Genomic DNA, 13,163 nt, shown 5'->3' on the forward strand with positions numbered 1-13,163 from the left:
TACTCCTCCTCCTCTTCCATCCTGTCGTGCCGAGTCCCATGATCCTCCGTCCAGCGCGCGCGCTCCTCCTCGCCGCCGCCGTCCCGCTCCTGGTGCGCGCGCAGTCGCGCCCTGAGCCGCTCCGTCTCCCGCCCGAGGTGGTGACGGCGACGCGGCTCCCCGGCGGCGCCATCGCCGCACCCACCGCCACCGCGAGCGTGCTCGACGGTGATCAGTTGCGCGCGGAGGGAATCATGCACCTCGCGGATGCGCTGCGGCGCGTCCCGGGGCTGAGTCTCGCACGGACCTCCTCGTTCGGGTCACCGGTCGCGCTCTTCCTGCGCGGCGGGCAGTCGAACTACGTGCGCGTGCTCATCGACGGGGTGCCGGTGAACGATCCCGGCGGCGTGCTGGATCTCGGGCGCATCACGCTGGACGATGTCGAGCGGATCGAGATCGTCCGGGGACCGGCCAGCGTGCTCTACGGGTCCGAGGCCGTGACCGGCGTGATCCAGCTCTTCACCCGTCGCGGCGGGGCGAAGACCGTGCGGGCCGAGGTCGGCGGCGGATCCTTCGGCGGGCGGCGCGCCTCGCTCGGCGCCGGGGGGGCGTCGCGTCGCGCGCAGTGGACGCTGCAGGGTGATCATCACGCCTCGAACGGCGTCCTCACGTTCAACAACGCGTACCGCAACGACGGGCTCTCGGCGACCGTCTCGCTCGGCCGAACCCCGCGGAGCGACCTGCGCCTCACCACACGGTACAACGCCTCTTCGTATCGCTACCCCACGGGTTCGTCCGGCGCGATCGAGGACCGTAACGCGGAGCGCGCCGAGCACCGGCTGCTGGTCGGGCTCGACGCGGGGCATCGGTGGTCCGATCGGCTCGAGACGCGCGTGACATTCGCCGCCAACACGTTGCATCCGCGCACCAGCGACGGGGCGGACGACGCCGCCGACACGCTCGGCTTCTTCGGCTACTTCGCGCGCGGCACGGTCACGCGCCGCGTCGCCGACCTTCGGGCGAACATCCGCCTCGCAGCGGTAGCGCACCTCTCGCTCGGCGGCGAGTACGCTCGTGAAGCGGAGCGCTCGACGTCGCTCTCCCAGAGCGAGTTCGGGGAGTCGCCCGACGCGTTAGCGGCGTGGCGCGAGACGCGTGCCGGGTACGCGCAGCTCCTCGGTGACGCGGGACGGCTCTCCTACACGGTCGGCGCGCGTCTCGACGACAACAGCGCGTTCGGCACCTTCCGCACGCTGCGCCTCGGCGCGGCCTGGCGCGTGGCGTCGGGGACGCGGCTCCGTGCCTCGGTCGGCAACGCGTTCAAGGCGCCAAGCTTCTACGAGAACTTCGCGACCGGTTTCGTGATCGGGAACGCGGGGCTGCGGCCCGAGCGCACCCGCTCCGCCGAGCTCGGCGTCGAGTCGCTCATCGGTGGGCGCGCGATCGTCCGGCTGACCGGGTTCACCCAGCGGTTCCGGGACCTCATCCAATACACGTTCGCTCCACCGTCACCGACCGATCCCAACTATTACAACATCGCGCAGGCCAACGCGGGCGGTCTCGAGCTCGAGGCGACGGTGCCGGACGTCCTCGGCGTCGCGGTGACGGCGGGATACACCTGGACCGATACGCGCGTGGTCGACGCGGGCTTCGACACCGACACGTGGGCCAACTTCGTCGCGGGCGGCCGTCTGCTCCGTCGTCCCGAGCACATGGCCTCGCTCCACTTCGCAAGGACGGTGCAGGGCGTCGGCACCTTCACCGCCGCGTTCACCCGCACCGGCGTCCGAGTGGACCGTGACTTCGCCACCTATCCTCCGGCGAGCGTCGACCTCGCGCCCTTCACGCTGATCGATCTCGGCGCCGAGCTCTCCTTGCCCGAGCGATTGCTGCCGGGCGCACGCGTCCAGTTCCGCATCGAGAACCTCGCGGACGTCCGCTACCAGCAGATCGCCGGCTTCGCCGCGCCGGGGCGCACCCTGTACGCGGGACTTAAGTTGCACCGGTGATCCAGACCGAGGCGATCGTCCTCCACGGCTTCGACTATCGCGAGACCTCGCGCATCGTCCGACTGGCGACGCGCGAGGCGGGCGTGGTGAGCGTCATCGCGCGCGGCGCGAAGCGTCCGAGGAGCCGGTTCGGGCAGGGGCTCGACCTCTTCACCAGCGGGATCGCCCAGCTCTCGCTCCATCCGGCGCGGGACCTGCACCTCCTCACCGGATTCGACGCCACCCGGGCGCGCCCCGCGCTGGCGGAGTCGCTGGCGCGCTTCAACGCGGCCTCGGCGCTCGGCGAGCTGTGCATGCGATTCGGCCCGGAGGACGAGGGCTGCGCGATCCACGACGCCCTCGCCGCGGGTCTCGATGCGATCGGCTCCGCGACCGACCCCGAGGTGCCGGAGCGGACCGTGGCGGCGGCATGGCGCCTGGTCACCGAGCTCGGCTTCGCGCCGGCGCTGGAGGAGTGCGCCAGCTGTCACCGCGCGCTCGCGCCCGACGAGCCGGTCCGATTCGCGCACCGCGCGGGCGGCGCGCTCTGCCGACTCTGCGCGGCTCTCGCGCCGGGGGCGCGCGCGTTGCCGCCGGACGCGCGAGCGACCCTCATCACCTGGTCTCGAGGCGGGACGGCCGCGCTCACCGACCTTCCCACGGTGCGGGCCCATCAGCGCCTGCTGCGCGAGTTCGTCGAGGAGCACCTCGCGGACGGCCGTGCGCTCCGCGCCTGGGTGTCGTGGGAGCAGGGCGACCCATGATCCTCGGGACCGCCGGACACATCGACCACGGCAAGACGGCGCTCGTGCGTGCGCTGACGGGTGTCGATACCGATCGACTCCCGGAGGAGAAGCGCCGCGGCATCACCATCGCGCTCGGCTTCGCTCCGCTCGTGATCGAGGGACTCGGGACGCTCGGCGTGGTCGACGTGCCCGGTCACGAGGCCTTCGTGCGGACGATGCTCGCCGGCGCGACCGGCATCGACCTCGCGCTGCTCGTGATCGCCGCCGATGAGGGCGTGATGCCTCAGACGCGCGAGCATCTCGCGATCCTCAGCCTGCTCGGCGTGCGCGCAGGGGTCGTCGCGCTCACCAAGTCCGATCTCGTCGACCCCGACCTGCTCGCGCTCGCGGCGGAGGAGGTGCGCGGTGTGCTCGCGACGTCCTCGCTCGCGGACGCGGCGATCGTGCCGGTGTCGGCGCACACTGGCGCTGGCCTCGATGACCTGCGCGCCGCCATCCGGCTCGCCGCGGTCGGCGTGCCCGCGCGGCATGCGGACGAGCCCTGGCGAATGCCCGTCGACCGCGTCTTCTCCGTCGCGGGCGCCGGGACCGTCGTGACCGGCACGGCCTGGACCGGCACGATCGCCCGCGACGACATCGTGCGCATCCTGCCGCTCGACCGCACGGCGCGCGTCCGCAGCCTCGAGTCGCATGGCGAGACGGTCGAACAGGTGGGGGCGGGCACTCGGGTGGCCGTCGCGCTCGCCGGCGTCTCGCGCGACGAGGTGTCCGTGGAGGCGGTGCTGGTCCGCGCGGGCGACCCTTGGTCGACCAGTCATGTGCTCCGGGCGGATGTCTCGCTGCTCGAGCAGGCACCGGCCGTGCAGGCGCGCCGGTGGCTGCGCTTCCATCTCGGCACGGCCGACGTCGGGGCTCGGGTGATCGCGAGCGGAGGCCCCGTCGTACCGGGGCAGGTGCGCGCAGTGCGTCTCATCCTCGATGCCCCGGTCGTGGCGCGCGCCGGCGACCGCTTCGTGCTTCGCGCCGGCGGCTCGGACGGGACGATCGGCGGCGGCGTGGTCACCGACCCGCTCCCGCCGAGTGCGCGCGCCAAACCGTGGGCGCAGCCAGGCGCGACCGACCTGCAACGCGTCGGCTGGATGCTCGACGAGGCTGGTGCCGCCGGCCTGGACACCGGCTCCCTTCCGCTCCGACTCGGCCTCCGCACGGGACTGGTCGAACGACTCGTGAAGGAGCTGACGAAGGTCGTTCGCGTCGGGGATCGGCTGGTCCGGCTGGAAGTCCTCGGTGCGATGCGCGAGGTCCTCATGGCGACCATCGAGCGCATGCATGTCGAGCAGCCACTCGCGCCCGGGCTCGACCGTCAGGTCGCGCGTCAGGCGCTGACGCCCCACGCAGCCCTCGCCGACGAGGTCATCCGACGCGCCGAGCGTGCTGGGCTCATCGTGGTCGACGGCGCTCATCTCCGACGGGTCGGCTTCGCCGCCGGATCGTCCGTCGGGGCCACCTCGGCCCGTGATCGACTGTTGGAGCGGATCCGGGGTGCGGGCGTGGAGGCGCTCAGCATCCCTGAACTCGTGGCGGAACTCGGGACCGATGTGCACGCCCAGCTCAAACTGCTCGAGAAGGAGAAGCTGGTGGTGATGATCGCCCTCGACCGCCCCTTCTCGCGGGAGGCGGTGCAGGAGTTGCTCCGGCGACTGCGGAGCTACGCCAAGGCGGGGACCGTCTACGCGCCCTCGGAACTGCGCGAGGCACTGGGGATCACCCGCAAGTGGCTCATCCCGTTCCTGGAATGGTGCGATCGACAACGCATCTCGCTGCGCCGTGCGGATGGCCGCACCTTTGGGACCATCCCGGAGAATCCCTGACGTCTCCGGCGATTCGGCGGGACGGGATGCCAGACCCGACACCCATCCGGCCGAATCGGCGTAGGCGACCGGGTCTGACGATTGCATCGGGAGGGTAGGGAACGAAGCTCCGCCCCCGGAATCCCGCACGATCCGCGTCTCGCCGCAGGCAGCGCTCCCTTCATCCTCCAGCCTCACCCCCCATGCTGTCCCCCGACCGTCTGACCGTGAAGAGCCAAGAGGCCCTGACCGACGCGATCGGCCACGCGCGCCGGAACGGGAATCCGCTGGCGCACGACACGCACCTCCTTGCGGCGCTCCTCGCGCAGACGGAGGGCATCGTCGTCCCCATCCTCCAGAAGCTCGGGGTCGGTATCCCCGCGCTCAACGAGGCGCTCACGCGCGAGATCGCGCGCTATCCCAAGCAGAGCGACGCGCAGCCCAACCTCTCGCGCGAGCTGAGCGCGGTCCTCGACCAGGCGGAGAAGGACGCCAAGAACCTCGGTGACGAGTACGTCAGCACCGAGCACCTGCTCCTCGCCCTCTCCGACGTGAAGGGGGCCGAGACGGCGAACCTGCTCAAGGCACAGCGGGTGACGCGGAAGGGACTCCTCGAGGCGCTCGAGGCCGTGCGCGGCGCCCATCGCGTCACCGACCAGACGCCGGAGAACCAGTATCAGGCGTTGCAGAAGTTCACGCGCGATCTCACCGAGGACGCGCGCAAGGGGAAGCTCGACCCGGTCATCGGCCGCGACGAGGAGATCCGCCGCGTGGTGCAGGTGCTCTCGCGCCGTACCAAGAACAATCCGGTCCTCATCGGCGAACCCGGCGTGGGCAAGACCGCGATCGCCGAGGGGCTGGCCCAGCGCATCGTCAACGGCGACGTGCCCGAGTCGCTGCGCAACAAGCGCCTCGTCTCGCTCGACCTCGGGGCGCTCATCGCGGGCGCGAAGTTCCGCGGTGAGTTCGAGGAGCGGCTGAAGGCCGTGCTCAAGGAGGTCACCTCCAGCGACGGCCAGTTCGTCATGTTCATCGATGAGCTGCACACGCTCGTCGGGGCGGGGAAGGCCGAGGGGTCGATGGATGCGGGCAACATGCTCAAGCCAATGCTCGCGCGCGGCGAGCTGCGGGTGGTCGGCGCGACGACGCTCGACGAGTACCGCAAGCATGTCGAGAAGGACCCCGCCCTCGAGCGCCGCTTCCAGCCGGTGTTCGTCGGCGAACCGACCGTCGAGAACACCATCGCCATCCTGCGCGGCCTCAAGGAACGGTACGAGTCGCATCACGGCGTGCGCATCACCGATGGCGCGGTCGTCGCCGCCGCGATGCTCTCCAACCGCTACATCGGCGACCGCTTCCTGCCCGACAAGGCGATCGACCTCATGGACGAGGCCGCGTCGCGGCTCCGTATCGAGATCGACTCCCTCCCGCAGGAGATCGACGAGGTCGAGCGCCGTGTCGTCCAGCTCGAGATCGAGCGGCAGGCGCTCGCGAAGGAGCGTGATCCCGCGACGGTCGAGCGCCGGACGACCATCGAGCAGGAGCTCGCCGCCCTGCGCGAACGGTCGGGCGGGATGAAGGCGCAGTGGCAGAACGAGAAGAACGCCCTCGGCAACGTCGGCAAGCTCAAGACGCGCATCGAGGAGGCGCGCATCGAGGCCGACCGGGCGACCCGTGCCGGCGACCTCGGCAAGGCCGCCGAGATCCAGTACGGTACCGTCCCCAAGCTCGAGGCCGAGCTGAAGCAGGTGGAGGAGCAGCTCACGGCGCAGAAGACCGGCGGCGCGCAGTTCCTGAAGGAGGAGGTCACCGCCGACGACATCGCCGAGATCGTGGCGAAGTGGACCGGCATCCCGGTCACGCGGATGCTCGAGTCGGAGCGCGAGCGCCTCGCGAAGCTCGACCAGGAGCTTGCGAAGCGGGTCATCGGCCAGACCGAAGCCGTCACCGCGGTGGCGAACGCCGTCCGACGGTCGCGCGCCGGGCTGCAGGACCCGAACCGTCCCATCGGTTCGTTCATCTTCCTCGGCCCCACCGGCGTGGGCAAGACCGAGACGGCGCGCGCCTTGGCACATTTCCTGTTCGACGACGAGCAGGCGATGGTGCGCATCGACATGTCCGAGTACATGGAGAAGCACGCCGTCGCGCGGTTGATCGGCGCGCCGCCCGGATATGTCGGTTTCGAGGAGGGTGGGCAACTGACGGAGGCCATCCGGCGCCGGCCGTACAGCGTGGTCCTCTTCGACGAGATCGAGAAGGCGCATGCCGACGTCTTCAACATCCTGCTCCAGATCCTCGACGAAGGGCGGCTCACGGATTCACAAGGCCGGACCGTCGACTTCCGCAACGCGGTCATCATCATGACCTCGAACATCGGGTCGACCTGGATCCTCGAGCAGGGGACGCGTGACTGGCCCCTGGTCGAGACGCAGGTGAGCGCGGCGCTGCGGCAGCACTTCAAGCCCGAGTTCCTCAATCGCGTCGACGACATCGTCATCTTCCGACCGCTCGCCGAGGAACAGATCAGTCATATCGTCGACCTCCAGCTCACGCGGCTCGACCGCCTCCTCGCCGACCGCAAGATCACGCTCACGCTCAGCGACGAGGCGCGAGCGATCCTCGCGGCCGAGGGCTACGAGCCCGCGTTCGGCGCACGTCCGCTCAAGCGCGCGATCCAGCGGCTGTTGCAGAACCCCCTTGCGCTCGCGCTCCTCGAGGGGCGGTTCAAGGACGGGGATCACATCGTCGCGAAGGCCGACGGAGATCGCATCGAGTTCGCGACGGCGTGACGTTCCGCGCGGCGTGGAGGCGTCGGGCGCCGGGGGTCCTCGCGATCCTCGGCGCCGTCGCCTGCGCCGGCGACGGGACGCCGGGCCTGGTGCCTCCCGGACCTGCCCCGACTCCCGTCCATGATGTCGTGCCCTGGGTCTCCGCGCAGGACGGGAACATGCCGTTGGTCCTCGTTGCGCCGCACGGCGGGACGCTCGCGCCGGCGGAGTTGCCGGACCGCGACTGCCCAGCGTGCGTGACGGTGAACGACGCCAACACCCGGCTCCTCGCCCTCGCGATCGCTGATGCGTTCCAGCAACGCGCTGGCGTGCGCCCGTTCGTCGTCGCCAACCTGCTGAGCCGGCTGAAGTTCGACGCCAATCGCGACCTCGCCGAGGCGACGGACGGTTATGCGCCGCTCACGCCGCTCTGGAACCTGTTCCACACCCGAATCGACAGCGCCAAAGCACGCGCGACCCGCGTGCACCCGCGCGCCCTCCTGGTCGACCTCCATGGGCATGCCCACGCGATGCAGCGGCTGGAACTCGGCTATCGGCTCACGGCGAGCACGCTCCGACTCCCGGATCCGCAGCTCGCGCCGATGCTCGTGGCGAGCAGCATCGCGCGGCTCGACGTCGACGCGGTCTCCGGCGACGCAGGCGTGGCGCTGCTCCGCGGCGCGCGATCGCTCGGTACCCGCTTCAGCGCCGTTGGTGTCCCTGCCGTACCGTCCGCGGCCGCACCTTCCCCGCTGGTCGGGGAAGCGTACTTCGATGGCGGATACAACACCGATCGCCACGGGTCGCTCGGCGGCATCGGCGCGGTGGACGCGGTCCAGCTCGAGGCGCACTATGCCGGGATCCGCGACTCGGAGGCGGCCCGCGCGGCATTCGCCGACGTCTTCGTCACCGTGCTGCTGCAGTATCTTGCGGATCACTACGGCTGGAGCCCCCCATGAGGACAGGACCGGTGACGTTCGCGACCCGCGCCGAGGAGGATGCCTTCTGGATGCAGGAGGCGATCACCGAGGCGGAGCGCGCGGGCAAGGCAGGGGAGGTCCCGGTCGGCGCCGTCGTGGTGCACAACGGCAACGTCGTCGCGCGTGGCGGGAACGCGATGGTGGGCGGGAAGGACGCGACGCAGCACGCGGAACTGCGCGTGCTCAAGGCGGCCGCCTACGCGGTCGGCGACACGCGGCTCACCACGGCCACCCTCTACGTCACGCTGGAGCCCTGCGCGATGTGCGCCGGCGCGATCGTGCTCGCGCGCGTCGGACGGGTGGTGTTCGGCGCGTGGGACGAGAAGGCCGGCATGGCGGGCTCGGTGGGCGACATCCTCCGGCACCCGCGCCTCAATCATCGCTCCGAGGTGCAGGGCGGGGTCCGCGAGGAGGAGTGCGCCGCACTCCTCAAGGCCTTCTTCCGCGAGCGCCGGTAGGGCAGGCCTGCGGCGAGCCCCCACCGCACTCGATGCCTAGGGCGTCAGGCGCGGCAGTTCGCGGCAGCGACGCGCGCGCGTACGTCAGCGACCGACGTCGGCCGCTCCGCGGCGGTGGGCGCCCGGAAGATCATGAGATACGCGCCGTCCGCCATCGCCTCCCGGCGCACTCGAGCGTACCCGAGTGCCCCCAGTTCGCACACGAGGAGTCGCGGCGGCGTCCTGTGCCGATCGGTGGGGCCGTCCACGTCGAGCACCGCCAGACGTCCGCCGGCGCGGAATGCCGGCGCCAGCCGGTGCAGCAACGCGAAGGGCGACGTGATCTCATGGTACATGTGGATCATGAGGGCAACGTCGATGCTGCCGGGCGAGATCACCGGATCGTCTGCCGCGCCTTCGATGACCCGGACATTGGTCCATCCTGCCGTCTCGACCCGCTCGCGGAGCAGGGCGAGATAGCGCGGCTCGATGTCCTCTCCGAGCACGAGCCCCTCGGGGCCGACGCGCTCGGCCAGCCGCGCCACGTAGTAGCCGTCCCCCGCGCCGATGTCCGCCACGCGCATCCCGCGGCCGATGCTCAGCAGCGTCATCGCGCGCTCGGCCTCGCCGAACGCGTCGCGCCGGTCCTCCGCGATCCATCGCGGCGCGACGATCGCGGAGACGGGACGGTTGGGGAGGGGATACGCATCCGCGCCCTGCGCGCGCACCGTGGCCGGGTTCCCGATCGCCAGCATCACCGCGAGGCCCGCCACGATGGACGGCGCGGGCAGGGATGCGCGCGTCGGCGCGAAGCGGAGGTGGCGGCGGGTGCGGGCAGTCGGCATGCGTCACGAAAGCCGTGCGCGACCTCGCGGTTCCCGCGAAATTGCCCATCGCGCCCCGTTGACCCCCTCCCCTCCGCCTTCTAAATTCCCCTCTCTCCCTAGGACAGATGGCCGAGTGGTTGAAGGCACCGGTCTCGAAAACCGGCATACCGGCAACGGTATCGTGAGTTCGAATCTCACTCTGTCCGTGCAGCACCCGACGCGCTGGCCATGCCGGCGCGTCGTCGTTTGGAGGGGCGCCTCGCGCGCTCCGGAACTCCCCGGGACGGGTGGCCGAGTGGTTTAAGGCGCACGCCTGGAAAGTGTGTGTACGTTAATAGCGTACCGTGGGTTCGAATCCCACCCCGTCCGCTCCCGTCGTACGAAACGGCAGGCCCCCGCACTCGGGGCCTGCCGTTCCGCATTCTTGGCCCGCTCGTGACCGGTCCGAGACAGGCCGGCGAGAGTGTTCAGCGAACCCTGACGCCGCCCCCGGTGTCCAAGAGTGTGAAGCCCCACGGAGCCCCGTTCATGGAACCCCACGTGCAGCGCAACAGCGATCCCCGCCAGGTCCAGGTCCTCGACGACGAGGGCCGTGTGATCGGCGTGATCTCCCGCCCCGTCGCGGCCGAGATCCTCGGTCCTGGCCGGGAGAAGGTGTACCTCGCACGACGCCCGACGGACACGCGGACCTCGCACGCCGCCTGAGCCGAAGCGGATCCGCGGAGCCGTTCGGCTCCCGCGGACGGTGCCGTTGCCGCATATTTGAGGCGGCATGAGCGAAACACCTACCGTGGTCCTGAACGCGCGCGCCGTCGCGCGAACGATCTCCCGCATGGCGGACGAGATCCTCGAACTCAATGATGGCACCGAGCGTCTCGTGCTCGTCGGTATCCAGCGACGCGGCGTCCAGATCGCCGACCGACTCGCCGACGTCATCCGCGAGCGCGAGGGGCACGACATCCCGCGCGGCGCGCTCGACATCACGCTCTACCGCGACGACCTGCAGACCGTCGGCCCGCGGCCGGTGGTCGGCAAGACCCATCTCCCGGTCCCGCTCGACGACAAGATCGTCGTGATCGTCGATGACGTGCTGTTCACCGGGCGCACCATCCGCGCCGCGCTCGACGAGCTCGCCGATTTCGGCCGCCCGGCGCGGATCATGCTCGCCGTCCTCGTCGATCGCGGCGGGCGAGAGCTGCCCATCCAGCCCGATGTCGTCGGCAAGAAGGTCGACGTGCATCCGGGCGGACGCGTCGACGTCTTCGTGCCCACGCTCGATGACCGGGACGAGGTCGTCGTGCTGGGTGGCAGCGGCGGAGGCGGCGCGTCGTGAACGGGCTCGGCAAGGACCTGCTGGGCCTCGCGGGGATGACCCGGGAGCAGATCACCACCATCCTCGATGTCGCCGAGCCGTTGAAGGAGATCTCCGAGCGGGCGATCAAGAAGGTCCCGACGCTCCGAGGCATGACCGTGGTGAATCTCTTCTATGAGGCCTCCACGCGAACGCGCATCTCGTTCGAGTTCGCCGAGAAGCGGATGTCCGCCGACACGGTCAACATCGCCGCCTCGGCCTCGAGCATCTCCAAGGGCGAGACCCTCGTCGACACCGCGCGGAACCTCGAGGCGATGCGCATCGACATGGTCGTCGTGCGCCACCCGGGCTCCGGGGCGGCACGCTTCCTCGCGGAGCGGATCGAGTCGAACGTCATCAACGCCGGTGACGGCACGCATGAGCATCCCACCCAGGGGTTGCTCGACCTGCTCACGCTGCGCGACAAGCTGGGCTCCCTGGAGGGCAAACGCGTGTGCATCGTCGGGGACGTGTTGCACTCGCGGGTCGCACGCTCCAACATCTGGGGCCTCAAGGCGATGGGGGCAGAGGTCGCGGTCTGCGGACCGCGTTCGCTGCTCCCCGCCGGCATCGCGGAGCTCGGGGTCCAGGTCTTCGACCGCGTCGAGGCCGCCATCGAGTGGGCCGACGCCCTCAACGTCCTCCGGCTCCAGCTCGAACGCATGCAGCTCGGCTACATCCCGTCGTTGCGCGAGTACAACCGCGTCTTCGGCGTCTCGCGTGCGCGGTTGGAGAAGGCGCCGCGCGACCTCCTCATCCTGCACCCCGGCCCCATGAACCGCGGCGTCGAGATCGACTCCGACGTGGCCGATGGACCGCATTCCGTGATCCTGCACCAAGTCACCAACGGCGTCGCCGTGCGCATGGCCGTCCTCTATCTCCTCGCCGGCAACAAGGCGGCACTCGCCGACGTCGCCAAGGGTGGTGCCTGATGCCCGCGCAGCCGACGCCGCTCCTGCTCACCGGTGGCCGGATCGTCGATCCCTCGCAGGGGATGGACGCGGTCGGTGACCTCCTCCTCGTCGATGGCAAGGTCGCCGCGGTCGGCGGCACCATCGCCGGCCCTGACGGCGTGCGCCGTCTCGACTGCACGGGACAGGTCGTCGCGCCCGGCATGATCGACGTGCACGTGCACCTGCGGGAGCCCGGTCGCGAGGATGTCGAGACCGTCGCGACCGGCGCGCACTCCGCCGTCGCGGGCGGCTTCACCGCCGTCGCCGCGATGCCGAACACGAAGCCCGTCACCGACAACCAGGCGACGGTCGGCTTCGTGAAGCGGCAGGGCGAGGCCGCCGGCTTCGCGCGGGTCTACCCGTACGGCGCCATCTCCGTCGGCCAGCAGGGCGAGACCCTCGCGGAGTTCGGCGAGATGGTCGCGGCCGGCGCCGTCGCCGTCTCCGACGACGGCAAGCCCGTCGAGAACTCGCATCTCATGCGCACGGCGCTCGAGTATGCGCAGACCTTCGGCATCCCTGTCGTCGAGCACTGCGAGGTGATGGCCCTCGCGCACGGTGGCTCGATGCACGAGGGGGCGATCTCCGCCCGCCTCGGGCTCAAGGGCATCCCCGGCGAGGCAGAGGAGATCGACGTCATCCGTTGCATCCTGCTGGCGAAGCTCACGGGCGGGCATATCCACCTGTGCCACCTGAGCACCAAGGGATCGGTGGATCTCGTGCGCTGGGGCAAGGATCAGGGGGTCAACGTCACCGCCGAGGTCTGCTCCCACCACATCTCGCTGACCCACGAGGCGGTCGAGGGGTACAACACCAACGCCAAGATGAACCCGCCGCTCCGGACCCAGCGGGACGTCGAGGCGCTGCAGCAGGGACTCAAGGACGGGACGATCGACCTCCTCGTGACCGACCACGCCCCGCACCACTATGACGAGAAGGAGCGCGAGTTCGCCGATGCCCCCAACGGCATCGTCGGCCTCGAGACCGCACTCGGCGTGAACGTCACGTGGCTCCTCGAGCCGGGGATCCTGACGCTCCCGCAACTGGTCGATCGCATGGCCTGCCGCCCGGCGAAGGTGTTCCACCTGCCGGGTGGGACGCTCGCGAAGGGCAGTCTCGCGGACGTGACCGTCTTCGATCCCTCGCGCGCGTGGACGGTGGATCCGACGCAGTTCAAGTCGAAGGGGCGGAACACGCCGTACGGCGGCCGGACTTTGCGCGGACGCGCCCTCCGTACCATCGTGGGTGGTCGAATCGTCTACGATCTGGACGGGTGACCATTCT

Annotated in this window: 11 protein-coding genes and 2 tRNA genes; 12 read left to right on the top strand and 1 reads right to left on the bottom strand. The window is 70.5% G+C overall.

What is annotated here, in order from left to right:
* Positions 1-38: 38 nt before the first annotated feature.
* The 6 genes from IPJ78_09360 to tadA all read left to right on the top strand — a co-directional run bounded on the left by IPJ78_09360 (position 39) and on the right by tadA (position 8,769).
* Positions 39-1,988 carry a TonB-dependent receptor gene (locus IPJ78_09360; GenBank protein ID MBK7906763.1) on the top strand — a complete coding sequence of 650 codons (1,950 nt, stop codon included), beginning with the start codon at positions 39-41 and terminating at the stop codon, positions 1,986-1,988.
* Positions 1,985-2,731 carry a DNA repair protein RecO gene (gene recO, locus IPJ78_09365; GenBank protein MBK7906764.1) on the top strand — a complete coding sequence of 249 codons (747 nt, stop codon included), beginning with the start codon at positions 1,985-1,987 and terminating at the stop codon, positions 2,729-2,731. The genes IPJ78_09360 and recO overlap by 4 nt, the downstream gene beginning before the upstream one ends.
* Complete coding sequence (gene selB / locus IPJ78_09370) at positions 2,728-4,584, top strand: selenocysteine-specific translation elongation factor (protein MBK7906765.1); 1,857 nt, start codon at positions 2,728-2,730, stop codon at positions 4,582-4,584. The genes recO and selB overlap by 4 nt, the downstream gene beginning before the upstream one ends.
* Positions 4,585-4,766: 182 nt before the next feature.
* Complete coding sequence (gene clpB, locus IPJ78_09375; GenBank protein ID MBK7906766.1) at positions 4,767-7,352, top strand: ATP-dependent chaperone ClpB; 2,586 nt, start codon at positions 4,767-4,769, stop codon at positions 7,350-7,352.
* Positions 7,349-8,290, top strand: coding sequence for a hypothetical protein (locus IPJ78_09380; protein MBK7906767.1), 942 nt, complete (start codon positions 7,349-7,351; stop codon positions 8,288-8,290). Before clpB ends, IPJ78_09380 begins: the two co-directional genes overlap by 4 nt.
* Positions 8,287-8,769: a tRNA adenosine(34) deaminase TadA gene (gene tadA / locus IPJ78_09385; protein MBK7906768.1), complete on the top strand. Its 483-nt coding sequence runs from the start codon at positions 8,287-8,289 to the stop codon at positions 8,767-8,769. Before IPJ78_09380 ends, tadA begins: the two co-directional genes overlap by 4 nt.
* A 44-nt stretch (positions 8,770-8,813) precedes the next feature.
* Here the strand turns inward: tadA and IPJ78_09390 are convergent, their stop codons facing one another.
* Positions 8,814-9,593 (bottom strand): methyltransferase domain-containing protein, encoded by a 780-nt coding sequence (locus IPJ78_09390; protein MBK7906769.1) that lies wholly within the window; start codon positions 9,591-9,593, stop codon positions 8,814-8,816.
* Between the two features lie 101 nt (positions 9,594-9,694).
* On the opposite strand from IPJ78_09390, the gene IPJ78_09395 reads away from it, so the two are divergent.
* The 6 genes from IPJ78_09395 to IPJ78_09420 all read left to right on the top strand — a co-directional run bounded on the left by IPJ78_09395 (position 9,695) and on the right by IPJ78_09420 (position 13,156).
* A tRNA-Ser gene (locus tag IPJ78_09395) sits at positions 9,695-9,781 on the top strand.
* 75 nt (positions 9,782-9,856) lie between these two features.
* Positions 9,857-9,944, top strand: a tRNA-Ser gene (locus tag IPJ78_09400).
* A gap of 159 nt (positions 9,945-10,103) precedes the next feature.
* Positions 10,104-10,280, top strand: a complete 177-nt coding sequence (locus IPJ78_09405; protein ID MBK7906770.1) for a hypothetical protein — start codon at positions 10,104-10,106, stop codon at positions 10,278-10,280.
* A 67-nt stretch (positions 10,281-10,347) separates the two neighbouring features.
* The gene (gene pyrR / locus IPJ78_09410) at positions 10,348-10,908 is read left to right on the top strand and encodes a bifunctional pyr operon transcriptional regulator/uracil phosphoribosyltransferase PyrR (protein ID MBK7906771.1); all 561 of its coding nucleotides are present in this window, start codon (positions 10,348-10,350) and stop codon (positions 10,906-10,908) included.
* Complete coding sequence (locus IPJ78_09415) at positions 10,905-11,858, top strand: aspartate carbamoyltransferase catalytic subunit (GenBank protein MBK7906772.1); 954 nt, start codon at positions 10,905-10,907, stop codon at positions 11,856-11,858. The genes pyrR and IPJ78_09415 overlap by 4 nt, the downstream gene beginning before the upstream one ends.
* Positions 11,858-13,156: a dihydroorotase gene (locus tag IPJ78_09420; protein ID MBK7906773.1), complete on the top strand. Its 1,299-nt coding sequence runs from the start codon at positions 11,858-11,860 to the stop codon at positions 13,154-13,156. Before IPJ78_09415 ends, IPJ78_09420 begins: the two co-directional genes overlap by 1 nt.
* The last annotated feature ends 7 nt before the right edge of the window (positions 13,157-13,163 follow it).

This window comes from Gemmatimonadota bacterium (genome assembly GCA_016714015.1).
Lineage (GTDB): Bacteria > Gemmatimonadota > Gemmatimonadetes > Gemmatimonadales > Gemmatimonadaceae > Pseudogemmatithrix.

Bases quoted from the DNA above. Each gene is read 5' to 3' on its own strand.
- IPJ78_09390 (MBK7906769.1), bottom strand. From the start codon at position 9,593: ATGCCGACTGCCCGCACCCGCCGCCACCTCCGCTTCGCGCCGACGCGC.
- selB (MBK7906765.1), top strand. From the start codon at position 2,728: ATGATCCTCGGGACCGCCGGACACATCGACCACGGCAAGACGGCGCTC.
- tadA (MBK7906768.1), top strand. From the start codon at position 8,287: ATGAGGACAGGACCGGTGACGTTCGCGACCCGCGCCGAGGAGGATGCC.
- pyrR (MBK7906771.1), top strand. From the start codon at position 10,348: ATGAGCGAAACACCTACCGTGGTCCTGAACGCGCGCGCCGTCGCGCGA.
- IPJ78_09420 (MBK7906773.1), top strand. From the start codon at position 11,858: ATGCCCGCGCAGCCGACGCCGCTCCTGCTCACCGGTGGCCGGATCGTC.
- IPJ78_09360 (MBK7906763.1), top strand. From the start codon at position 39: ATGATCCTCCGTCCAGCGCGCGCGCTCCTCCTCGCCGCCGCCGTCCCG.
- clpB (MBK7906766.1), top strand. From the start codon at position 4,767: ATGCTGTCCCCCGACCGTCTGACCGTGAAGAGCCAAGAGGCCCTGACC.
- IPJ78_09405 (MBK7906770.1), top strand. From the start codon at position 10,104: ATGGAACCCCACGTGCAGCGCAACAGCGATCCCCGCCAGGTCCAGGTC.